The organism is Desulfotalea psychrophila LSv54, from assembly GCF_000025945.1.
GTDB classification, from domain to species: Bacteria; Desulfobacterota; Desulfobulbia; order Desulfobulbales; family Desulfocapsaceae; genus Desulfotalea; species Desulfotalea psychrophila.
The window spans coordinates 486,947-510,176 of the sequence record NC_006138.1 but is presented as its reverse complement, the minus strand read 5'-3'; the positions used below and the strand labels follow the sequence as shown (position 1 = coordinate 510,176).

Sequence of the window (23,230 nt, the reverse complement as noted above, 5' to 3'; positions counted from 1 at the left end):
TCGAGATGCAAAAAACACTGACAACCTGTCCTTACTGTGGCTCAGGGTGCACATTTTTTTTAGAAGTAGAGAATAATACTATTACCGGGGTTAGCCCAAACAGAGTGAGGGCGGTAAATAATGGCTCTCTCTGTTCCAAAGGACATTTTGGTACGGATTTTGTGCACAGCAAAGATCGCCTAACCAAACCACTGATCAGAAAAAAAGGTGTTCTCACCCCCGTCAGTTGGCAGGAGGCATATAGCTATACGGCTCAACGTCTTCTCCAAATTTCAGAAGAGCATGGGGCTCAGGCCATTGCTGGATTTAGTTCTGCCCGCTGTACCAACGAAGAAAATTACCTCTTTCAAAAGATGATGCGGGCAGCACTTGGCACCAACTCCGTTGATCATTGCGCCCGTCTCTGACATGCTCCCACCGTGGCCGGTCTGACCACAACACTTGGAAGCGGGGCGATGACCAACTCCATTGCAGAGCTTGATACCATGGGGGCAGGTGATACGATTTTTGCCATCGGCACCAACACGACGGAGTGTCATCCTATTATTGGTCTTGGTATGCTTCGGGCCGTCAAACGTGGTGCCCGGCTTATTGTGGCTGACCCTCGGGCGACCACCCTTACCCAACACGCAGAGGTATGGCTTCGTCTTCAGCCCGGCAGTGATGTTGCCCTTCTCAATGCTCTGGGCCATCTTATTCTGCGTGATGGCTTGGAAGACAGGGTCTATATTGATGCTCACACGGAAAATTTTTCTGCCTATAGGTCATTTGTGGAAAAAATATCCCTTGCCGAGGCTGAGAGCATAACAGCTGTGGCATTGGCTGATATGGAGAAGGCGGCTCGTATTCTTGGCGAATCCGCCAATGTGGCTACCTATTATACCATGGGGATAACCCAGCACACCTCCGGAGTGGATAACGTGATGGCTGTCTCTAATGTTGCCATTCTTACTGGTAATATTGGTCGTGCTAAAACAGGGGTAAACCCCCTGCGTGGACAAAATAATGTCCAGGGGGCTTGCGATATGGGGGCCCTACCCGATGTATTTCCTGGCTATCAGAAGGTGAGCCGACCAGAGATTGTGGAGAAATTTTCTAGGGCCTGGGGGGTCGAGCTCTCGGCGCGTCCAGGGATTACTATTCCCTCTGTTCTAAGCGGGATAGAACGAGATGAGGTGAAGGCTCTCTATGTCTTTGGCGAAAACCCTCTGCGCAGTGACCCTGATATTAACCACGTTAAGCACTGTCTGGAACAGGTGGAGTTTCTCGTGGTGCAGGATATTTTTCTCACGGAAACAGCAGCGCTTGCCGATGTGGTCTTTCCCGGAACCACATTTGCTGAAAAAGATGGCACCTTCAGCAGTACAGAGCGTAGGGTACAGCGCGTTCGTCGGGCGGTTGATCCCATTGGTGAGAGCAGGCCAGATTGGCAAATCATCAGCGAGTTGATGGTGGCTCTGGGGTATCCCTCGTCCTATACCCATCCTCGGGAGATCTTTGCCGAGATGCGATCTCTTACCCCTACCTATGCCGGTATTACCTATGAACGGTTGGAGAATGAATCTCTGCAGTGGCCCTGTCCCCATGAAAATCATCCCGGTACACCGGTCTTACATGTGGGTGGGGCTATTCGTGGCCTGGCCCGTTTTGAGCCTGCCCAACATAGGCAACCCGCCGAGGTACCAGACACAGATTATCCCCTGAAACTGACAACCGGCCGTGTTGTTGCTCATTACCATACCGGAACCATGACTCGTCGTTGTTGGGGGCTGAATGGGGTAGCACCCCATGAGTTGGTTGAGATCCATCCCCATGATGCTCTCTGTCTGGGCATTATTGATGGTGATCTGGTTCGGGTGGCCTCGCGGCGTGGAGCAGTAGAGGCCAGGGCCCAGGTAACGACTCGGGTAATTCAGGGTCTTGTTTTTATGACATTTCACTATACGGAAAGTTCGGGAAATATGCTGACCAATAGCGCCGCCGATCCTATAACTCAGACACCGGAACTGAAAATATGCGCTGTCTCTGTACAAAAGGTAGAGAGGAAGGCTGTATCCCCCCATAATAGAAGAAAGAGGCAGATGGTATGAAGAAAAAGCAGAGCTTAAACAGCTTCGTCGTCGCAGATTCCACTAGGTGTATCGGCTGCCGAATTTGTGAAATAGCCTGTTCTCAGGTGCATTCCCAGGGAAATCGTCCACTGACCGTGGGGAGTATGATGAGTCCCATTCAGCCACGGCTTCATCTTGTTCGCTATCATGAGGCCTATGTTCCCGTTCAGTGTCGTCATTGTGAGGATGCTCCCTGTGCAAATGTATGCCAGGTCGAGGCCATCAGCCAAAGAGATGGGGTGATATTTGTTGATGAGGAAAAATGTATGGGCTGTAAGACATGTATGCTTGCCTGCCCCTTTGGGGCCATGGAACTGGTGCCCCTCTTTCGTAACGGTCATGCCGTGATGCAACACCTTAGCCTTTGTGAGGATGATTGCAGTATTTCTGGTCTGCATAATCGTTACAAGCAGCGTTTGGTGGCCAATAAATGTGATCTCTGTATAGGAGAAGAGCAACCCGCCTGTGTGCTGAACTGTCCTCAACAGGCATTGCAGCTGGTTGTACCTCGGGAGCATAGAGCGCATCGAATGCAGGCAGCTGCCCTTAGCCTGGCCGCTGTTGGCAGAAATTACTCAGTTTAAGAGGGCTATTATAATGACAAAAGCTATTATTTCCATCGATCAGGAACTCTGTACAGGCTGTGGCAGATGTAAGGAGGTTTGCCCTGTCGGGGCTATCTCCGGCAGACTTAATAGAGCTCATCAGATAGACACAGATGCCTGCATATTCTGTGGTCAGTGTGTGCAGATATGCAGTGGTTACGATTCGGATCTTATGAGCTATGCCACTGGTCGTGGTAAGCGTTTGCAAAATCGCGGTATGCTGGCCACGGTTGTCGAACCTCTCTTTGCCGCTCACTATCGGGGTGATATATTTCCCCTTCTGGCAGCACTTGCTGACGATGAAGTCTCTACCTTTGTTCAATGTGCTCCCGCAGTCCGGGTTGCACTTGGTGAAGAGTTTGGCATGCCCTATGGCTCTCTTACTCCCGGGAAACTGGCTGCTGCTCTTCATGCCCTGGGCTTTACCAAGGTATATGATACCAACTTTGCTGCTGACCTCACCATCATGGAGGAGGGTGCTGAACTTATTGCCCGGATAGGAGGGCAGGGTAAGCTTCCCATGTTTACCTCCTGTTGTCCCGGTTGGGTGAAGTTTGTCGAAGACCAATATCCCGATCTGCTTGAGCATCTCTCCAGCTGTAAATCGCCGCAACAGATGGCGGGCACCCTCTTTAAAACCTATGGGGCCCAAGAGGCTGGTATTGCCCCTGAAAAGATATTCAGTCTTGCCGTTATGCCCTGTACCTGCAAGAAGTTTGAGTGTGAGCGGCCGGAGATGGCTGCCAGCGGTTATCGCGATGTTGATCTTGTTATTACCACTCGGGAACTTGCTCAGCTACTCAAGCATGTGGGGATTGATTTTCTCGCCCTGGCAGATGCGGAGTTTGATAATCCTTTGGGCTGTTATTCCGGAGCCGGTAATATTTTCGGCACCACGGGTGGGGTAATGGAGGCGGCCCTTCGCAGTGCCTGTGAGGTACTTACGGGAAAACCACTGCCGAGTGTTGAGTTGGACTATGTCCGGGGTGGAGAGGGGGTACGCTTTGCCACTGTTCAGCACGAGGGGGTGGAACTCCGAGTTGCCATAGCTGCGGGGCTTGCCGATATTGCGCCCCTGTTAGAGCAGGTACGAGCTGGTGAGGCGGACTTCCAGTTTATGGAGGTGATGTGTTGTCCCATGGGTTGTGTAAGCGGTGGAGGGCAACCGAAAACTCTTCTGCCTAGCCAGGTGCTAGAGGCGCATGCAGGACGAAGAGCAGGATTATATTCCCATGATAAAGCCCTTCCTGTTCGTAAGTCCCATGAAAATCCAGAGATAAAGAAACTGTACGAGAAGTTTTTAGGTGAGCCCCTTGGCCATCAGGCCCATGAGCTGCTCCATACCGATCATACATTACAGAGGAGGCAATGATGAACTCCTTTGTCTTGGGGGATGCCCGTCTCTGTATTGGTTGCCAGGCCTGTATGGTTGCCTGTGCCCGCGCCCATGAGGATCTGCCCGCAGGAGAACTTATTGCTCGGAATACGCCATTTGTTTCCCGCCTCAACCTGGTTAAGGTGGCAGAGGTGACGGTGCCCGTGCAGTGTCGGCAGTGTGAAGACTCTCCCTGTGCAAACGCCTGTCCGGTAGGGGCAATAGTTCAGAGAGAATCTCATATTGATGTTATCGCTGAACTCTGTGTAGGGTGTAAGAGTTGTCTCCTCGCCTGTCCCTTTGGGGCAATACAGATTGTTGAGACGACCAGGAATCAACTCCTGCTCACCGAGGATTCAGGGCAAGTAGAGGGTGGGGAAGAGGCACAGCAGAAATCTTTTTTTGTCGTTTCAAAGTGTGATCTCTGTGCAGGCCATGATCAGCCTGCCTGTGTTGCCATCTGTCCAGCCGAAGCCCTCAGTCTGGTGCCTGCTTCCGGCCTGCGTGGGAATGTGACATCAAAACGGCAGAGAGCCGCCTCCAAGTTGGGGCACTGTGCTATTGCTCAGGGAGACCTTATTTATGCCGCAGAGTAAAGTTGTATCGGATCAGATGCTACCAGAAAAGAATGAACTCATTCGTGCCTTTCAGGCTGACGGGACAATTACCTTTGTTAACGCTGCTTGCGCTGATTTTTATGAAAAGACGGTTGATGAGATGATAGGCAGTAATCTGGCCACCTTTCTTAGTGAGGATGAGCGGGAGGATATCATTGCCGATATTTTTTCCATAACCCCGGAAAATGCGGAGGTGACGACCCGGCCTAAATTTATCTGCAAGGATGGGAGGATTCAGTACCTTGAGTATATCAACAGGGGGCTCTTTCGGGCAGATGGAAGCATTGTGGAGTATCAGTCCGTGGGGGTAATTCTTGCCGCCGAGGAGGGGGAAACCAATGTGTCAGCCAGTCTGAGCGGAGGGGGAAGAGAAGGAGCTGTTAATGTGGTAGATGGCCTCGGTCAATATGGGCTTGGCTTTTTTTCTGCCCAGATGCAGGAGGTAGTGCGTCATGCGGAGATGTATCATACCGATCGCTCCATCCCGGTCCTGATTGAAGGTGAAACGGGGGTGGGTAAAGAGATCATTGCTAAAATCATTCATTTTGGCCGGAGTAAATCACTGCTACCATTTGTTGATATCAACTGTACGGCAATATCTCCCTCTCTCTTTGAAAGTGAGCTTTTTGGCTATGATTCCGGAGCTTTTACCGGTGCTGTTAGTCGTGGTAAGCAGGGTAAGTTGGACTGTGCTCATGGTGGAACCCTCTTTCTTGATGAGATTGCAGAGATTCCCACCGAGTTGCAGGCAAAACTCCTCCGGGTCCTCGAAGAGAAAACTTTTTATCGTGTTGGCGGTCTGCGTCATATTCCCACCGATATTCGAGTTATTGCCGCCACTAATATTGACTTTGACAGTCATGTAGCCGACGGCTCTTTTCGTAAGGATCTCTACTATCGTCTTAAGGTGGGACATATATACATCCCGGCCCTGCGGGAACGGCGGGAAGATATACTGCCCCTGGCTCGGATGCTCCTGCGCCAATCTTCACAAAAACGGCATAAGAAGTTTCACAATATAAGTGAAGCTGCCTGTCAACTTCTCCTCCAGCACCCCTGGCCGGGAAATGTGCGTGAATTAAAAAATCTTATGGAGTGGGCAACTTTTATGTTTGATGCCCCCCTTCTCCTGCCGGAACATATAGCTCATCGTCTCACCGTCCTTGGAGATGGTCAAGAGAATCTTCGACCACCTTCCCCGCCAGTTCATGCGCCGCTTTTAAGAAAAAAAAGAGTGAGCAAGGAAGAGGTGGAGTCTGCCATTAAGCAGTGTGGCGGCAATAAAACACAGGCTGCCCATACTCTGGGCATCTCTATTCGTACTCTCTATAACCGCCTGGCATCATCCATGCAGGCGCCAGGAACAGATCATGCTAATACAACCGGATACCACAGATAATTTTATAGATGCAGAGCAGGTGTGGAGTATTATTGATAAGGCCCAGCAGCCTGCGCCCTCCCTTGTTCGAGAAATTCTGGCCAAGGCAGGGGAGAAGAAGGGGCTTTCCCTGCTGGATGTTGCCATTCTTCTAGAAAATGACAATGCCGAGCTTGATGCAGAAATTTTTGCGACAGCCAAGCAGGTAAAACAGGCAACCTACGGCAACCGTATTGTTCTCTTTGCTCCGCTCTATATCTCCAATGAATGTGTTAATCAGTGTCGCTACTGCGGCTTTAACGCCACCAATAAGGAGCTTGTTCGTAAAACCCTGAGCCCTGAAGAGATAGCCAGTGATGTGCGTGTCCTGGAAAATAGTGGGCAAAAACGACTGCTTCTGGTTTATGGAGAACATCCCAAGCTTGATGCAACTTTTATAGCAGAGAGTGTCGGCACCGTTTATGAGACCCTCTCTGATAAGAGTGGTTCTATTCGTCGGGTCAACATTAACTGTGCCCCCCTGGATGTGGCAGGTTTTAAACTTCTTCACCAGGCAAAGATTGGTACCTATCAATGTTTTCAGGAGACCTATCATCAGCCGACCTATGAAAAGATGCACCTTGCCGGTAATAAAACTAATTATCTGTGGCGATTGCAGGCCATGGATCGTGCCCAAGAGGCTGGTATTGATGATGTCGGTATTGGTGTCCTCTTTGGCCTCTATGATCATCGTTTTGAACTGCTCTCTATGCTAAAGCATGCAGAAGAGCTGGAGAGGCGTTGGGGGGCCGGTCCGCATACCATCTCTTTTCCTCGTCTGGAACCAGCGCTTGGCTCCGATATTTCTCTGGCTCCACCCTATGCAATCTCTGATTATACCTTTAAGAAGATCGTTGCCATAACGCGTCTGGCAGTGCCTTATACCGGTATGATAATGAGTACCCGGGAGAGTGCTGCCATGCGCACCGAGCTTCTTCAGCTTGGTATTTCACAGATTAGTGCGGCTTCTCGTACCTATCCGGGGGCTTATAGTAATCCCGTCTCTGATCAGCCCACCAGTCAACAGTTCTCTGTGGGGGACCATCGTAGCCTCGACGATGTTGTTTTGGATCTGGTACAGCATGGCTTTATGCCCTCATGGTGTACTGCCTGCTATCGGACGGGACGCACCGGTGAATATTTTATGAGCCTGGCCAAGGATGGGTTTATCCAGAAATTTTGTCATCCCAATTCGGTCATGACCTTTAATGAGTACCTACAGGATTATGCTTCTCCTGCAACCCTTGCGGCAGGTATGAGGCAGATTGCCCATGAGCTGGAGAGTTCTACTCCGGCGGTGAAGAAACAGCTCATGGCTCAGCTTGCTCGTATGGAGGCAGGTGAGAGGGATCTGTATATTTAATTATGTTTAACTTTAAAGAAATAGAGGAGTTCCTTGCCGGTCATCACGATGGCTGGCTCTTTGCCGAGGCGAAGAAGCAGACAGTGGCTCGCTTTGGTCGCTCTGTTCATCTGTTTGCCATTGTTGAGTTGTCGAGCTACTGTCGGCGTAACTGTCACTACTGTGGCTTGCGCAGAGCCAATGCGGGTAGGCGTTACCGAATGAGCAGAGAGGAGATCGTCGCCTGTGCCCGTGATGCTGTGGAGATGGGGTTTGAGACTCTGGTCCTTCAGGCTGGTGAGGATAGCTTCTTTTCGGCAGAAGATATTGCCGAGCTTATTGCCGAGATACGTGCTGCCAGTTCGGTTGCCATAACCCTTTGTCTCGGCGAGCAGGACCGTCAGACCCTGGCCCTGTGGAAGGGCGCGGGGGCAGATCGTTATCTGCTTAAGCTTGAAAGTACAAATTGGCAGCTTCATAACCGCTATCGCCCCGGTTGTTCCTTTGCCAGTCGTCTGCAAAGTTTACGGCATCTGCAGGCTCTTGGCTATGAAACGGGCTCTGGCTGTATTGTCGGTCTGCCCTCTCCAGATCAAGATCCCCTTGCCCTCTTAGCCGCTGATATCATGTTTCTCTCAAAATTAGAGTTGCATATGATTACGGCAGGCCCCTTTGTCCCTCATCCGCAAACGCCCCTGGGGAAGATGGCTGCCGGTAGTCTCGATCTTAGCCATCGCTGTCTTGCCCTCCTGCGTCTCTGTAATCCCCGTGCCCATATTTCAGCCACAAGCGCTCTTGCCTCTCTTCTTGGGCCAAAGGTTGTGGACTGTCAGCGTGAAAAGGCCCTTGACCATGGTTGTAACGTGATCATGGAGGCAATGCCCTTGCCGGGAGTGGGCAGGAATTATCAAATTTACCCCGCCAAGGTGAGGCCCCCTTTGCCTATCTCAGTGGCGTCTGTTGTATAGAAGGTGGTAAATAATGGTCTTAGATCCAGAAGGAGGCTCTATGAGCAATAGGCAAACAGCACGATCCTCGCGCCTTGTTATTACTCTTTTAGGTCGTCGCAATGTGGGGAAATCTCTGCTGCTTAATGCCCTCTGTGGTCAGGTCTCCAGCGTTTCGTCTCAGGAGGGAGCAACGACGGATCCTGTTTTAAAGCACTATGAGTTGCTCCCCCTTGGGCCCGTTACCTTTTACGATACCGTCGGCACCGACGATAGCGGTGAGCTAGGTCTTCTCCGGGTCCAGGCAAGCAAAAAAATAGTTAGTCGTTCCGATATGATTATCTTTGTGGTGGCAGGCGGACGACTTACGACAGGGGATATGCAGGAGCTTGAACTGCTGCTGCGGCAAAAGGTTCCCCTTATTCTTGTTCAGAACAAGATAGATCTTCACCCTGTCTCGCAGGAGATAGAACAATTTTGCCGGCTTTACGGAATTGCCTGTCAGGCGGTAAGCGCTCGGCAGGGTAGGGGGATTGATGCCCTGAAGGCTACTCTTATCAGCCATGTGCCAGATTCATTCCAGCATGCCCCGCCCCTGGTCTCATCAGGCCGTAGACGATGTGAGCAGAGTTGAGCTGCCGAAGCTGCTACTTGATTAGATTCAGAAGGAACTTTGTTTTGCTGCAGCTTATGATTTTCCAGAAAATCTGGAAGAGTAAGAAGCTCGCAAAGTCCTAAACTAATAAAACGACCTTGCAAAGATCCGCAAAGCTAATAAAACGACCTTGCGTGAACCAGCAAAGGCTACTTTATTAAGCGGAGAGCCCTTGCGGAGACCCGCAAAGACCATTTTATTGCTCCGACAGCCCTTGCATGAACCCGCAAAGGCCATTTTATTGAGCAGACAGCCCTTGCATGAATCCGCAAAGGCTACTTTATTGCTGAGAGAGCGTTTGCATAGACCTGTAAGGAGCATTTTATCTCTATGTCAGCCTTTGCAAGCCTATGTGCCTGCTCCCGGGGCAGAGATGCTTCGTCGAATCAATTTTTTGTCAGCGTCGGTTCCGATAATAAATTATGGTCTGGCAATTTTAAAGGCGCAGGGCCCCTGTTTTTTTTAGGGCCTGAGGTGTATCATTTTCTGTCGGGAGGGCCAATTCTTTTTATCTTTTTTGGCGGATTTGCCCTGGCTGGCTGCTTATACTGAGAGGTTGGCTCTGGCGTTGCTCCAAAAAATCCTCTGATTTTTTTCAGGAGGATGATAATTCCCCGCATGATCTTAGGGAGGAGCCAGATGGCGAGGATGATGAAGAGAATAAAGAGGCCGATAAAGAGGAGTGGGTAGTTTATAGCTGTCCATATACCGGCGATTACCGCTACATCTTCCAATACCGATGCCGTCCAGTTGCTGAAGGGCTCCGGTGAGGTATTGATCAGTACTCGGCTGCCTGCCTTTATGCTATGGCTGACCCCGCTTATCGTTCCGCCTAAAATTCCCGAGGCTACTACCAGCGGGGTGCTGACATCGCCAACTGCGCCTGCTGCCAGCATCACCCCTGCCGGAATTCTGATAAAGGAGTGGATAGCATCCCAGCCTGTATCAAGACCTGGAGTTTTATCTGCAAAAAATTCTACACAGTACATGATGGCGGCGGAGCCAATGACCAGTGGATCCTGCACTACCAGCAGTTGAGTCGGCAGATCGATATTGCCCGTTGAACCGAGAATTCCCAGCATGGCAATGGTTGCATAGAGATTAATTCCACTTGCCCAGGCGACCCCCATGGTCAGGGCAATGGTGGTTATGAGTTGTTGGTAGGCGTCCATCGTATAATCCTCTCTCTGTTGTTACCGGACAATCTTGAAAAAATGGCCTTTTAGTGAAAAGGACTAATTTAAAAAGTCACCCCTTCTCTTTTTTATTAAAGTGGTGCTGGAGGGAGACACTCTCTTTGGGGGTAAGATCACATTCAAACGCCACCCTCTGCAGAAGCTTATTTACCGGACTTGTTGGCTGCTTTTCGATAAGTTCGCTGAGGAGAATAAGGGCCTTTTTCACTCTTGCCTCAGCTGAAACTAATGGATTACTCATGGATGTCTCCTGTTGGTTGAGTCGTTTTGCCGATGGCATCCGGGAAAGCTGCCATGGGGAAGAATAACTATTTTAACCCATGGGAGATTATTGTCACAAAAAAGGTGATCTTCCCTCTGCTCGGAGACCTTGGCTTAGCTTTTCTGTTGCCTGTTTGGGGAGAAATCTTTTACCGTAACACCAAGTTGCTTTATTTTTGTATAAAAATTCTTTTTATGCATGCCGCTTATCTGCAGGGCCTGTTGCAGGCTTCCACGAGTTATAGAGAGGAGGGTAATAAAATATCCTCTGTTAAACTCCAGTAAAAAATCATGCTTTGCCTCTTTGTAGGTACGTATTTCCTGCTTCTTGCTGTCTCTTCCCAGGGCTTTTTGTACATCGGCAAGGGATAATTGGGGGTTGGTTGAGGTCTGGGAGATTTTGTAGAGTACCTGCTTGAGTTGCCTGGTATTGCCTGGCCACTCCTCTTCAATGAGAAGGGCGCATGCCTCCGCTGAAAGATCATAGAAGGTGTTTTTGGCATTGCCAAAGAGGGTCAGAAAATGGCGGGTAAGTGGTAAAATATCGGCTTTACGTTCTCGAAGTGGTGATACCTGGATAACGGAACCGGAGAGGCGGAAGAAGAGGTCTGGCGGAAGCTCCCCTCGCAGCACATTTTTAAGGTCTCTGTTGGTTGCGGCAATAATACCGGTATCGGCATGCCTGATCTCTGAACTACCAACCCTTCTATATTCTCCGTCGTCGAGAAAACGGAGAAGCTTTGCCTGGATTTCAGGGGCAAGCTCACCTATCTCATCAAAAAAAAGAGTTCCTCCATTGGCGGCACCTATATAGCCATTGGTTGTTTTTGTCGCGCCGGTGAAAGCTCCCCGTTCGTGTCCAAAGAGCTCAGATTCAGCCAGGCTACCAAGAGTTGCACAGTTAATGGGGACAAATGGTTTTTTGCTGCGCTCGCTGTTCTTGTGCACATCGTGGGCAATAACCTCTTTTCCCGTACCGGATTCGCCCATGATAAGCACCGAAAGATTGATTCTGCTCACCGAGAGTATTTCCTGACGAATGTTTCGTATAGAGCGAGACATTCCCGTGAGGCTACTTCCCTGTGTCTCTGCTGCTATGGTCAGATATTTACCTCGGAGCCTCTTGAAGTGCATTGCCGCATAGACTGAGTAGGCTAGCTGTGACCGATTAAAGGGTTTGAAGAGGAATTGGGTAAGGCCCATTTTAAGAAATGGTTCAAGATTTTCCTGGTCTGGAACGCCTGTAATGATAATAATTTCTGTTTGGGGAGATCGTTCTCGTATTTTTTTTGAGAGCTGTGCCCCGCTTATTCCCGGCATACTGATATCCACCAGGGCAATATCAAAATCCTGTGCACTGGCAATACCATATGCCGCCTTTGAATCGGAGAAGGATTGCACCTGATAGCCTTGGGCCGTGAGGGTATCATCGATAAAATCTGCTATTGTAGTCTCATCATCAACGACAAGTGCCCGGGCAGATTTGTGATTCGTTAGCGTCTTATTCGGCATGCGATATAAGTTCCTCAATCTGTTTTATGGTGAATGGCTTCTGCAGGAACCTGGCACCATATTTCATCTTCTCTGTGATCTCTCCGCCTGACATGAATACTATCTGCTTCGGCATATCTATTTGCACTATTTTTTCAAGACAGCTGAAACCATCACAGTCGTTTAAACCGATATCAAGCAGGATGACGGTGATCATCTCGTGGACAAATTTAAACTCCTCCACGGCCTCGGCACAGCTTGCAGCTGAGAAGACTATATGGCCGTGTCGTTGCAGGCCTGTGGAGATAAAGTCACGCAGGGCATTGTCATCCTCAATAATAAAAAATATCTGCTTTGCCTGATTGTCTCTTTGCATAAGGGGGGGAGTGGGCATCGGTGCCTGTTTCTCTTGCCCTTGTTCGTATGGCAGGCTGATGGTGGCAACGGTGTCTTTATCTTGTGAAATAGAGACAGTGCCCTGGTGTTGTTGCATGATAGAGTGGGTTGCGTACAATCCAAGACCGCAGACTTCTGCTGAAGAATTTTTGCTACTGATAAATGGTTTAAACAGGTCATGCTCAATATCAGGGGCTATGCCTCGGCCGCGGTCAATGACAGCGATGGAGAGAAAACCCGTCTGGACAGTGTCGGTGCTGATTACTATTCGAATAGTTCCCCCACCTGGCATTGCCTCAATAGCATTTTCTCCCAGATAAAATATTGCCATGGTAATTTCTTTCATGGAGCACTGCAGTCGCGGGAGGTTTTCTCCTCTTTCCAGGGTAAAATGGTGCGAGTTGGAGATTGTGTCCAGGAATTCAATGGCCATCTCCGCCGCTTGAATCACTGAGTGCAGCTCTTTTTTCTCTGAACTATATCTGGAAAAATCATGGAGGAGAGAGGTCTTTTGGCAACCACGTTCTAAAAGTTCCGATATCAGGGCTCTGTGATGATTGTCATCTGTTTTGATCTCTTTATTGAGTAATTGAAATTGCCCAGATAATCCGGTGAATATATTGTTGTATTCGTGGCTTACTCCCCTTGTTATGAGACGAAGTGATTGCAGATATTTGTGTTCCAGTAACATCTTCTCCCCAGCGTCGTGGGCAGCTATTTTTTCTTTCATAATTCTATCACATTATAAAGCATAATTATGGGGTTAAGCGGTGAGGCCAAGCATTTTGGGGTAAAGGCCTTAGACCCATTATAGCAATTACCACTGTAATTGACATAAAGGTGCAGAGAAGCAGTTACCTACCTTGGGGGCTGGTCTATGGTCTGGCTAGTTTCAGTGCACTATCAGGCTGTGGTGGAATCTTTAATGCAAATAGTGGCTGGTCCTTCTCATGTCTCTTGCATATTAATAGCCTCAGAAATTTTGCGGTAAAATAACGTTATTTGGCCATTATGGTCAAGGTAGAATGTTCATTAATTCATCGAAAATACAGGCTGTAATAATTTGATATTGGTTCAGAATTTATTTTGGCAAGGGGGAGGCGATGCAAGGAGGCTTTTTTGCCACCTTCAAAAGGATCTTCTGTTTTCTCTGTTTATTAGGCGTTTTATTGACTGGTTGTTGAGCAATGAGAAGGGTTTTCCTGCTGTTATTGGTTTTTAGGGAGGTCTTTTTGCCTTCATTTTTCCCCTTAGCCATCTCAGCTGGTCAACAGCTGAGATAGTTAAGGGCCAATGGCAAGTTTACTCCTGTCTATATCATTGTTTTATTGTTATTTTTCAGGTTTTTGTAGGCTGGTATGTCAATTGGTACGCTTAGTGCAATATCGGTAGTCTATTCTTAGGGTGTCCTAAGAGGTTTGGTATGCTATGTAGAAAACACGAGTGGAGTGAGTAATGTTTAATAAAATGAATTTAGCGACTAAGATTGGCACAGGCTTTGGGGCCGTTCTTGTTCTTTTGCTACTGGTCTCCTCCGTTGCCTGGCAGGGGTTGGGGTCTTTGGCGGATAATTTCGTGACCTATAGGGTCATGGCGGACGAGACCAATCTCGTTGGTCGCCTGCAGGCAAATATGCTGACGATGCGTATGGGGGTCAAGGGATTTATTACGACATCAAGTGAGAAAGATGTTGCCATTTATCTAAAATATAAAGAAGAAATGGGTTCATTTCTTAGAGAGGCCCGTGAGCGAATGGTTAGCCCTGAACGGGGCAAACTCGTGGAGAGGTATGAGGCTGATTTTGCTCGTTACGACCAGGCATTTTCCCAGCTTGTTAGTCTGACTCAAAAGCGTGACAGTCTTGTTAAGAATGAGCTTGCCGTGCAGGGTGCAAGTATGGAAAAACAACTTTCAGCTTTAATGGTTTCTGCTAAAGATAAGGGTGATGCTGCGACAGGCTATGAGGCAGCTGTCCTTCTTCGCCATATGCTCTTGGGAAGACTCTATGTTACTAAATTTTTAAAGACCAGCAGTAACTTGGATGAAGAGCTTGTTTTGGATGAAATTTCTGCTCTTTTGTCAGGGGCAGAACGTTTGCAGAGGCTACTGCAGGATCCAATCCTAAAAAAAATGAATGCAGATATGAGCAGGGATGCAGAGGAGTATCTTTCTGGTTTTAAAAAAGTGGTTGCCGATACACACACGTGTAACAGGATAATCTCAGGGACTCTCGCAAAGATGGGCCCGAAGATGTCGCTTATTATTAGAGAGTTAAAACTATCCCTCAAGGCGGAACAGGATCAGCTTGGCCTTGCCGTTCAGGCAAAGAGTAAGCAGACTATTATGATAGCATTGCTGACCTCTGCAATAGCACTTCTTATAGGCCTTGTCGCAGCCCTGCTTATTACCAGGTCTATTACGGGGCCTGTTGGGAAGATGATGGATTATGTGGATGTTCTTGCCAGTGGAGATTTCTCCTCTCATCTTGATATTGCTCAAGAGGATGAAATTGGCAGGATGGCTCATGCCCTGAACAGAATGGTGGCTGGGCTTGGGACAATGATTAAGGAGATAGTCGAAGATATATCAGCTCTTGCCTCCGCCTCAACCGAGCTTTCTGCCGTTTCAGCGCAACTCTCTGGTAATGCCGAGAACACCTCTAGTCGTGCCATAAATGTTGCCTCTGCAGCTGAACAGATGAGTGTGAATATGAGCTCAGTCTCGGCAGCAATGGAACAGTCGGCTGGTAATGTTGGTATGGTTGCTACGGCCACGGAAGAGATGACAGCAACGGTGAACGAGATCGCTCAGAATGCCGCTAAGGCTAAAAACATATCTGAACAGGCAGTGCAGCAATCCATTGACACCTCGTCGAATATGGGTGCGCTTGGGGCTGCGGCCAACAAGATAGGTAGGGTTACTGAGACAATTACTGAGATATCTGAGCAGACTAACCTGCTTGCCCTTAATGCCACCATTGAGGCAGCGCGAGCCGGTGATGCGGGTAAGGGTTTTGCGGTTGTGGCTAATGAGATAAAGGATCTTGCCAAGCAGACGGCCGAGGCAACCGTTGATATCAGGCATCAGATAGAGGAGATGCAGAAGACAACAACGGGTTCGATTACAGGCATCGAGACAATCACTGAGGTGATAACAGAGGTGAATGAGGTCATATACTCTATTGCCACAGCTGTTGAAGAACAATCTGCGGTAAGTTCTGAAATTGCAGAAAATATTGTTCAGGCCTCATCTGGTATTGTCGAGGTAAGTGGAAATGTCGCTGAGAGCTCCACTGCCAGTCGCGAGGTGACAGCGGAAATTACTATAATTAGATCAGATTCAGAAGAGATCAATCAGGGAAGTCGGAATGTTAAAGAGAATGCCATAGAGCTGTCAATGCTTGCCGAGGGGTTGGCCAGGCTAGTCAGCAGGTTTAAGGTGGCTTAGCGACTGCTCCCCACCCCCGAGAATCGCAGTTCTTTCTACTGCGATTCTTGGCAGTTGTTTGCTCAATAGCCAATTATGGTTGGCTACTCTCCTTTGTCTGCTTTTTTGTCGTCCCTTTCTGGGTCGGCAAAACACACTGGAATCCCACATTTTTTTATTATAAGAGCTGTGAGCGCTAGGGCTACTTGGCTCTTACGACCTGTCGTCTATTGCTGGGTGCATGCATTTTATCAGTAGTGTTGCCCTGTCTCATTGTATTTCTGCTTGAGAATCTCCATGAACCGGGGGGTATCTTTGCCACCCGTAAGAGATGAGCTTTTTTGTCAGTTTTTTATAATGAGCACTTGCAGCTGGTACTGGCTGTGAGAGCTTTTTCTGTGGAGATCCTCCAGGGTAGTTGACGACCAAGATGGTCTTGGCCGTCGGTTTGAGGTAGCGTAACGAGCGTGGCCCTGCCTTGAGAATGATCTTTGTGGCGATTGTCAGGGGGCTTCTTCTTTTGTGCCCAGCCAGTAAATGGCTGTTTGTTTCTGTCTCCCTCTCCCGTACATTTTATAGAGAGATAATTGGCTCCTGTCCTAAATGGTCGTTCGACAATTTCCTTTTAGCTGATCTCTGGCTAAGACTTGCGGTGATGTTTTTATTGGCGAATTTGTTATTGTTTGGTTAAGGCTTTAGTCTAATCTCTTGTTTTCTCATCTAATAGCTGTAAATAAGAAGTTTTTCCGTAACGAATAAAAGAGTTAACTTGCCATAATTAAATTGATGCCACAGAGTGGTACTTTGTGGCCCAGTTGTTTTTATTATATCTTGCAAAATGTTATTTAAGTTGTATTTCTTACTACTTCTATTGTTGATGGCATTTTTTGGGAATTGGTAATTGTTTATGACTCTCTGTTTGGATATCCGTAAGAAGCTGGCAAATTTTACCCTGGACCTCTCTCTGGTCTGTCCTGCGGGATCTCTTACCGCCATTGTTGGTCCATCCGGTGCTGGAAAAAGTACCTTGATAAGGATTATTTCCGGTCTTGAACGTCCTGATCATGGCACCGTTTCCCTTGACGGAGTGCTGTGGAATGATACCTGCAATAATCTCTGTATACCTCCTCAAGATCGAGGTGTTGGTCTTGTCTTCCAAGAATATACCCTTTTCCCTCATCTCACGGTTAGAAAAAATGTGGCCTTTGCCGCCGTCGATAAAGATTGCGTTCAGGAGCTCTTGGTTCGATTTGGTGTTGACCATATCGCTGAGCGCAGGCCTGCTGGGATTTCCGGTGGGGAGCGGCAACGGGTTGCCTTCTGTCAGGCCCTTGCCCGTAAACCGGCCCTGCTTCTGCTCGATGAGCCTTTCTCTGCTTTAGATGTGGCCACCAGAACCAATCTTCGTGGCGAACTTAAAAAAATAAAAGAGATCCTTAATATTCCGGTAATCCATGTTACCCACGATTTGGAAGAGGCCTTTTATCTTGCCGATGATATTTGTGTAGTCGAGGAGGGACGGCTTGCTCCGCAGTGGCTGGAGAGGCAAAAAAACCTTAGAGCGGTCCAATTATCCCAATAATATTGAATAAGTGGAGAATTTTTCATGCGTGTTCGTAGCCTATCCTTGTTGTTAATGTTTTTGTTGGCCCTCCCCCTCTCCTCCCAGGCAGCAGTGGTCCTTGCCTCTGGAGCGGGATATCGTTCCGTTGTTGATGACCTTGTTGATGCCTATCATGCTCAAACAGGGAATAAGGTAGAACTTATCTATGGAAATATGGCTCGGGTAATTGCTCAGGCTCGGGTAAGCGGCGCTGTAGATCTGGTCTTGGGTGATGCCTCTTTTTTTAAAAGGGCCAAGCTTGGCTTTGCCACCACCACCTTGGTGGGACGGGGAAAATTGGTGGTAGCTTATCCCAAGGGATCTCATTTCACGGGGGCAAATGATTTACTTGCAAGCGATGTAAGCCGCATTGCTATTCCTGATACCTCCCGTGCTATTTATGGCAAGGCGGCCATAGAGTATCTGAAAAACAAGGGGGTTTACGATGGGGCAAAACCAAATATTCTTGTGGTTTCCACAGTACCTCAGGCAGGATCATATATTGTCGCCGGTGAAGTTGATTTTGCATTTATCAACCTTACCCATGCCCGTAAGATTGAAAAAAGCATAGGCGGTTATACCATCGTTGATGAAAAGGCCTACCTGCCTATTAAAATTGTTGTGGGCGAGATGGCAAGCTCTGTCAAAATAGAGGCGTGTGCAGATTTTTTGAGTTTTCTTGATACGGAAGGGGCTCGTAAGATAGTAGCCGAACATGGAATGTAGGATGGGATTTTTTGCTATTCTCTCAGATAGTGAGACTCTGGACCCGCTTGCCCTTTCGGCTCGTGTCCTGCTTGTCTCTGGCTTTATGCAGCTCTTCTTAAGTGTGCCTCTGGCCTGTTGGCTTGCGCGTTCACGTGGGGTGTTGAAGAATGTTGTTGATACCGCTGTAACCTTTCCGCTGGTGTTTCCACCTATAGCAACGGGCTTTGCCCTTCTTCTCTTACTTGGCCGACAGGGACCATTTGCCAGTCTCCTCGGGGAGAGGATTATTTTTAGCTTTCCCGGTTTAGTTATCGCTGCCTTTATTGCCGGCCTGCCCCTTGCCATAAAACCGGTACAGACTGCCCTGGCCTCGGCTGAGGCCACTCGGCTCTCTGAAGTTGCGGCAGTGCTTGGCAAATCGGAAACGACCATACTGATTCGAGTACTCATTCCCTATGTTAAGGGCAGTATTGTGACCGGGATGCTCTTGGCCATGGGCCGTTCCTTGGGGGAAGTTGGCATTACCCTTATGCTTGGTGGCAATGTTATTGGCAGAACAAATACCCTCTCTTTAGAAATATACAATGCTGTTTTTAATGGAGAATTTGAGAGGGCTGTGGTGCTCTCTCTTATAATAGGGTCTGCATCTGTAGCTATGTTTATTGCCCTGAAAAAAATATCTAACACATAATAAGGATTTTTCATGAACAGACCAATCTTGAATCAGTTGCAGGCAGAGGCCCGGGAAATATGGATGAAGGAGGGAATTCTCGGTGAGAGTATTGCTATAACGGCCCGTACCCTGAGCACGGAGGAGGCCATTGGCAACCCGGAGGGTGATGATTTTCCCCTGCAACGGGGCAAAGAAAAACTTATGGAAGCTCAATTTCGCAATGAGCGGGGCCAGGCCTTTACAGATACCTTTGGTGATTTTAGTTCATCTCTTCGTGAAATAGCTGAGATGAAATTGGATAATAACTTTCGTCGGGCGATCTTTGTGGCCAGTCTTAATGCGGTTCAGCGTAGTTTGGGTAAGACAGATCGAACCATCCACTGTCGGGATAAGGGCCCGAGTATCTGTGCTCCTAAGATGGCCGACTATATCATGGAGAAGTATGGCCAGGTACGCATTACTCAAATTGGTTATCAACCCAAGTTGATTGAAGCCTTGGCCGAAAAATTTACCCTGAGAATAGTGGATCTTGATCCAGATAATATTGGTAATCAGAAGTGTGGTGTTGTCATTGAGGGGCCGGACAGTAGTGCTGCTGCCGTTGCAGATGCTGAACTGATTGTGGCTACCGGTTCCACCATTGTCAACGATACCATTGGTGATTTTATCCTTAAGGATAAACCAACACTTTTCTTTGGTACAACCGTGGCTGCCGCCGCTGATCACTTGGGCTTGAAACGTTTTTGCTGTGAAAGTAACTAGCCCTCCTGTAAAGGCGGCTGGTGATATCTTCTTCCCCTCCCTTGCGAAAGAAGGGAGGGAAGGAGTTGGTAAATTTGGAGCTTCGCCTCGTGGTTGACTTACTGAGCTTGTCCGGCTCTGTTGCGTTAGTCTATAGCTGAGCCACCTCAACCCGGTTTCGGCCATTTTCTTTGGCGGCATAGAGGGCAATATCCGCTCGTTTGATCAATTCGTCTTTGCTGTCATAATCCTGAAGAGTTGTAAGGCCAAAGCTTGCCGTAATGGAGATGAGCTGCTGATTGTAAATTAATTCTGAGGCAGTTTCGAGACCTTGGCGGATTTTTTCAGCTACTCCTTGAGCCTGAGCTGTATTGCAATTTGGCAGGAGGATTAAAAACTCCTCTCCTCCCCAGCGACAGAGGATATCTGAATCGCGGAGTATATTTTGAGCTATTTGGCTAACAGCTTTTAAGATGAGATCTCCTGCAGGATGTCCGTAGCTGTCATTTATCTTTTTAAAGTGATCCAGATCAAACATAATGGCGGATAATGGCCATCCCTGTCGCCTGCTGTGCTTGGACATTTGGTTAAAGAGAATATCAAATATTTGTCTATTTGCTATTCCCGTTAAACTATCGGTTGTGGCCATCTCTTCCAACTTTCTCTGGTAGCCGCCAATGGTCAGGTAGGCGAAAAACAATATTATGCCGGTGATGATAAGACTGATGCCAAGGTTTATCATCAGGGTATTAAAGAGCCGCGTTTCCAGTGGATCCTCTACCTGCTCCACCAGAAGAATCCATTTAAACTCAGGGACAAAACGGCTATTGAGGTAAACGGTTTTTCCCTGGCGTTTATAGGAGATGCTGCTGCTGGGTGTGGTGAGTATTCTGGTGGTGTGTGCTGAAATCCCATCTAGCTGGCGAATATTTTTTGGTCCGCCATCCTGACTACTCCGTAGCCTGATATTTCCTTCCATGTCTGCGAAAAATACCCTTCTTCCATATCGATTTTGATATGTATTTATCAGATCTATAACGGAGTTAACCTCCAGGCCTACGCCCGTGGCCCCGATATAATTGCCGCTATAGTCATACATTTGGTAATTAATGAAAATCACCATGGATTTTTTGTCCGCAGAGTCAACATCTACATTTACCTCATATCTCTCTTTTATTTTTTTCAGACGGTAATACCACTGATCCTGAGAGTCTGTCGGGCTGATTTGCCTTATAACTCCTTCTGGATGGTAGTATCTTCCTGTCTTTTCAGAGACAAAGAAACAGGAAACTGTGCCGTATCTCTTCTGGATTTCGCTGAGATATTTAATGATAGCCTCCTCGTTTTGTTCCCCTTCCATGGCCCAGTCGCGAACGAAGGTATCGTTGGCCATCAGTGATGAAATGAAAATAGGGCGAAGGAGGTCCCTCTGTATTTCTGAGTAGATGTTGTCGCTGGTCAGAGGCAGGGTGGTTTTGGCAATTTGCTCGGAGATGGATTTGTGGGCCACGTAGTAACTGACAAAACAGGTTGTAATGAAGCCCAGAAGGAGTAAAAGAGTCAGGACTCCCACCAGAAAATATTTTTTATTATTCACAAAAGCTCTCTTTGATGGTGTTGTTGTAAAGGCTGTTGAGGGGGTTGGCCGCTGTTTATCATTAAAAATGAATATTGAGTGTAATAAATTAAGTTGGCGCCTACAATCAGATTGTTTTTAAAAGCCATAAGGGCTTAAAGAGGTTTTGTCCGTTTTATCATATTGGAAAATGATAGAATTTAGGCTTAGGCCTTGGCCGTCCCCTGTCTTGAACAAAATTTCTTATCTTCTCGCCATAGACTTTCTGTTGACAGTCATCGGTTAATGTGGCTATTGGGAGAATTTGTAAGGGTATAAGCATCTGCTCTGTAAAAAGGGAGATATTTTCTGTGAAGAAACAAAAAATCCAAGGGGAAAATTCTATGTCTGAAAAGATGACGTCAAGGGCCCTGCTTTTGACTTTTGCCTACTGTTTTCTTTGGGCGCTCGGTCCAATTATTTTTGGAACCGATGGTAGGGTGATACCTGAGATGTTTGCCGGATTACCCCTATGGTTTTGGTTTTCCTGTGTAATGGCTCCCACCCTGTTGGTGGTTGCTGCCTATTTCCTTCTGCTTGAGCGTTGATCTCTGTGAACCCGATTCTTGTTTCGATTGTCATCTATCTTGTCTTGACCCTTCTTGTCTCTCGTTTTGCAGCTAACCGCGCTGGCGGAGATGAAGATTTTTCCCGTAAATATTTTCTTGGTGGTCAGTTTATGGGCGGGGGGGTCCTGGCCCTCTCGTTGGTGGCTACCTATACCAGTGCCAGCTCTTTTATCGGTGGTCCCGGGGCGGCCTATACCTTTGGCCTGGGCTGGGTACTGCTTGCCGTTATTCAGGTGCCAGTTGTTATGCTGACCCTGGGGGTTTTAGGCCCCCGTCTCTGGACTCTGGCAAAAGAGAGTAAGGCTGTAACCATACTTGATATTTTCAGAGATCGTTATCATTCAAAGGCCCTGCTCTGGCTTGCCGGCATGAGTCTTGTTGCCGGTTTCTTAGGTATGATTGTGGTCCAATTTACCAGTGGGGCTCGTCTGCTCAACGTTATGGTGGGTATGTCCTATGCAAATGGCCTCTTTCTCTTTGTGGGAACCGTTGTGGTCTATACCCTCTGGGGCGGATTTCGGGCTGTAAGTTATACCGATGCCATCCAAGGACTTATCATGCTGGCAGGTATGGTTGCTCTCCTGCTGGGAGTGCTTGCTCATGGTGGTGGTATGGCAAATCTTACCTCGCAGATGGCGAGCATTGATCCAGGGCTTGTTCAGCCCCATGGAGCAGGCGGCTTTATGTCCTGGCCCTTCCTCTTCTCCTTTTGGATCTTGGTCTGTTTCGGAACCATCGGCCTGCCTCATACGGTGCTTCGGGTAATGGCTGCCAAAGACGGTAAGGCCATTGCCAGGGCCATGGTGCTTGGTACTGCGGTGACAGCTCTTGTCACCTTCCTGCCTCACCTTATTGGTGCCCTTGGCCGACCTCTGGTGCCGGAGCTCAGCAGTCCCGATGAGATTATGCCCACCTTGATGCTCCGCCTGTTTTCACCCTGGGTGGCGGGATTGCTCCTTGCTGCCCCCATTGCCGCCATCATGTCTTCGGTGGATTCAATGTTGCTCCAGGCTACATCTACCCTGGTGAATGATCTTGCCATTCGAAATTACAGCTTAAGTGAGGGCCAGCAAAAATGGCTGACCAGAGTGATAACTATTGTGGTGGCGGGGGTCTGTACTCTGCTCGCCCTTAATCCACCGCAGATGATTATCTGGCTTAATATGGCGGCCTTTGGCGCCCTGCAGGTGGTCTTCTTATGGCCGCTTGTTCTTGGCCTTTTTTGGCCGGCGGCCTCCAGTCAGGCGGCTTTGGCTAGTATGGTACTTGGCTTGGCATTTTATCTACCTCAAACATTCCTGAAGATAAAGATCTTTGGCTTGCATGCCATTGTCTCCTCACTTTTGGCCTCACTTCTGGCCTTTTTGCTGGTGCAGGTGATCTGTGCAGGTAAGAAGAGAGAGTGATCTTAAAGGCTGTTACAAGATAAGATGTTTATCTTATTTTCTGACAGGCCTTAGGGAAAGGCGATAAATCACAGGC

General features: G+C 48.2%; 20 protein-coding genes. 15 read left to right on the top strand and 5 right to left on the bottom strand.

From position 1 onward, the window contains the following. The first annotated feature begins 5 nt into the window (after positions 1–5). Genes DP_RS02385 through DP_RS02350 form a run of 8 tightly spaced genes read left to right on the top strand, consistent with a single transcriptional unit; the run spans position 6 to position 9,048 of the window. Positions 6–2,090, top strand: coding sequence for a formate dehydrogenase H subunit alpha, selenocysteine-containing (locus DP_RS02385; RefSeq protein WP_011187726.1), 2,085 nt, complete (start codon positions 6–8; stop codon positions 2,088–2,090). Further along, complete coding sequence (locus DP_RS02380; RefSeq protein WP_011187725.1) at positions 2,087–2,695, top strand: 4Fe-4S dicluster domain-containing protein; 609 nt, start codon at positions 2,087–2,089, stop codon at positions 2,693–2,695. The genes DP_RS02385 and DP_RS02380 overlap by 4 nt, the downstream gene beginning before the upstream one ends. 13 nt (positions 2,696–2,708) lie before the next feature. Further along, positions 2,709–4,088: a [FeFe] hydrogenase, group A gene (locus tag DP_RS02375; protein ID WP_156792187.1), complete on the top strand. Its 1,380-nt coding sequence runs from the start codon at positions 2,709–2,711 to the stop codon at positions 4,086–4,088. Further along, complete coding sequence (locus tag DP_RS02370) at positions 4,085–4,687, top strand: 4Fe-4S dicluster domain-containing protein (RefSeq protein WP_011187723.1); 603 nt, start codon at positions 4,085–4,087, stop codon at positions 4,685–4,687. Before DP_RS02375 ends, DP_RS02370 begins: the two co-directional genes overlap by 4 nt. Then, on the top strand, positions 4,674–6,107 hold the full coding sequence (locus DP_RS02365; RefSeq protein ID WP_011187722.1) for a sigma-54 interaction domain-containing protein: 1,434 nt from the start codon (positions 4,674–4,676) through the stop codon (positions 6,105–6,107). Before DP_RS02370 ends, DP_RS02365 begins: the two co-directional genes overlap by 14 nt. Then, positions 6,079–7,488, top strand: coding sequence for a [FeFe] hydrogenase H-cluster radical SAM maturase HydG (gene hydG / locus DP_RS02360; RefSeq protein ID WP_041277528.1), 1,410 nt, complete (start codon positions 6,079–6,081; stop codon positions 7,486–7,488). Before DP_RS02365 ends, hydG begins: the two co-directional genes overlap by 29 nt. Before the next feature lie 2 nt (positions 7,489–7,490). Next, on the top strand, positions 7,491–8,435 hold the full coding sequence (locus DP_RS02355; protein ID WP_011187720.1) for a radical SAM protein: 945 nt from the start codon (positions 7,491–7,493) through the stop codon (positions 8,433–8,435). 40 nt (positions 8,436–8,475) lie between these two features. Beyond that, positions 8,476–9,048 (top strand): GTPase, encoded by a 573-nt coding sequence (locus DP_RS02350; protein WP_156792186.1) that lies wholly within the window; start codon positions 8,476–8,478, stop codon positions 9,046–9,048. 500 nt (positions 9,049–9,548) lie between these two features. On the opposite strand, the gene DP_RS02340 is transcribed toward DP_RS02350, so the two are convergent. From DP_RS02340 to DP_RS02325, 4 genes are all read right to left on the bottom strand, one after another. Then, complete coding sequence (locus DP_RS02340) at positions 9,549–10,241, bottom strand: DUF4126 domain-containing protein (RefSeq protein ID WP_011187717.1); 693 nt, start codon at positions 10,239–10,241, stop codon at positions 9,549–9,551. A gap of 76 nt (positions 10,242–10,317) precedes the next feature. Continuing rightward, positions 10,318–10,506, bottom strand: a complete 189-nt coding sequence (locus tag DP_RS02335) for a hypothetical protein (protein WP_041277526.1) — start codon at positions 10,504–10,506, stop codon at positions 10,318–10,320. 134 nt (positions 10,507–10,640) lie between these two features. Further along, positions 10,641–12,038, bottom strand: coding sequence for a sigma-54-dependent transcriptional regulator (locus DP_RS02330; RefSeq protein ID WP_011187715.1), 1,398 nt, complete (start codon positions 12,036–12,038; stop codon positions 10,641–10,643). Beyond that, the gene (locus tag DP_RS02325; RefSeq protein ID WP_011187714.1) at positions 12,028–13,143 is read right to left on the bottom strand and encodes a hybrid sensor histidine kinase/response regulator; all 1,116 of its coding nucleotides are present in this window, start codon (positions 13,141–13,143) and stop codon (positions 12,028–12,030) included. The genes DP_RS02330 and DP_RS02325 overlap by 11 nt, the downstream gene beginning before the upstream one ends. A gap of 725 nt (positions 13,144–13,868) precedes the next feature. On the opposite strand from DP_RS02325, the gene DP_RS16530 reads away from it, so the two are divergent. The 5 genes from DP_RS16530 to DP_RS02300 all read left to right on the top strand — a co-directional run bounded on the left by DP_RS16530 (position 13,869) and on the right by DP_RS02300 (position 19,585). Continuing rightward, entirely contained in the window at positions 13,869–15,860 is a 1,992-nt protein-coding gene (locus DP_RS16530; RefSeq protein ID WP_011187713.1) for a methyl-accepting chemotaxis protein, read from the top strand. 886 nt (positions 15,861–16,746) lie between these two features. Further along, positions 16,747–17,421 carry an ATP-binding cassette domain-containing protein gene (locus tag DP_RS02315; RefSeq protein ID WP_041277525.1) on the top strand — a complete coding sequence of 225 codons (675 nt, stop codon included), beginning with the start codon at positions 16,747–16,749 and terminating at the stop codon, positions 17,419–17,421. A 24-nt stretch (positions 17,422–17,445) separates the two neighbouring features. Then, entirely contained in the window at positions 17,446–18,168 is a 723-nt protein-coding gene (gene modA, locus DP_RS02310) for a molybdate ABC transporter substrate-binding protein (protein WP_011187710.1), read from the top strand. Between the two features lies 1 nt (position 18,169). Beyond that, positions 18,170–18,841 carry a molybdate ABC transporter permease subunit gene (locus DP_RS02305; protein WP_156792185.1) on the top strand — a complete coding sequence of 224 codons (672 nt, stop codon included), beginning with the start codon at positions 18,170–18,172 and terminating at the stop codon, positions 18,839–18,841. 12 nt (positions 18,842–18,853) lie between these two features. Next, the gene (locus DP_RS02300; protein WP_011187708.1) at positions 18,854–19,585 is read left to right on the top strand and encodes a Rossmann-like domain-containing protein; all 732 of its coding nucleotides are present in this window, start codon (positions 18,854–18,856) and stop codon (positions 19,583–19,585) included. Positions 19,586–19,715: 130 nt separating this feature from the next. On the opposite strand, the gene DP_RS02295 is transcribed toward DP_RS02300, so the two are convergent. Further along, complete coding sequence (locus tag DP_RS02295) at positions 19,716–21,161, bottom strand: sensor domain-containing diguanylate cyclase (RefSeq protein ID WP_011187707.1); 1,446 nt, start codon at positions 21,159–21,161, stop codon at positions 19,716–19,718. 329 nt (positions 21,162–21,490) lie between these two features. On the opposite strand from DP_RS02295, the gene DP_RS02290 reads away from it, so the two are divergent. After that, entirely contained in the window at positions 21,491–21,727 is a 237-nt protein-coding gene (locus DP_RS02290) for a DUF997 family protein (protein ID WP_198408694.1), read from the top strand. Continuing rightward, positions 21,724–23,154 carry a sodium/pantothenate symporter gene (gene panF, locus DP_RS02285; protein WP_011187705.1) on the top strand — a complete coding sequence of 477 codons (1,431 nt, stop codon included), beginning with the start codon at positions 21,724–21,726 and terminating at the stop codon, positions 23,152–23,154. Before DP_RS02290 ends, panF begins: the two co-directional genes overlap by 4 nt. Positions 23,155–23,230: the final 76 nt, after the last annotated feature.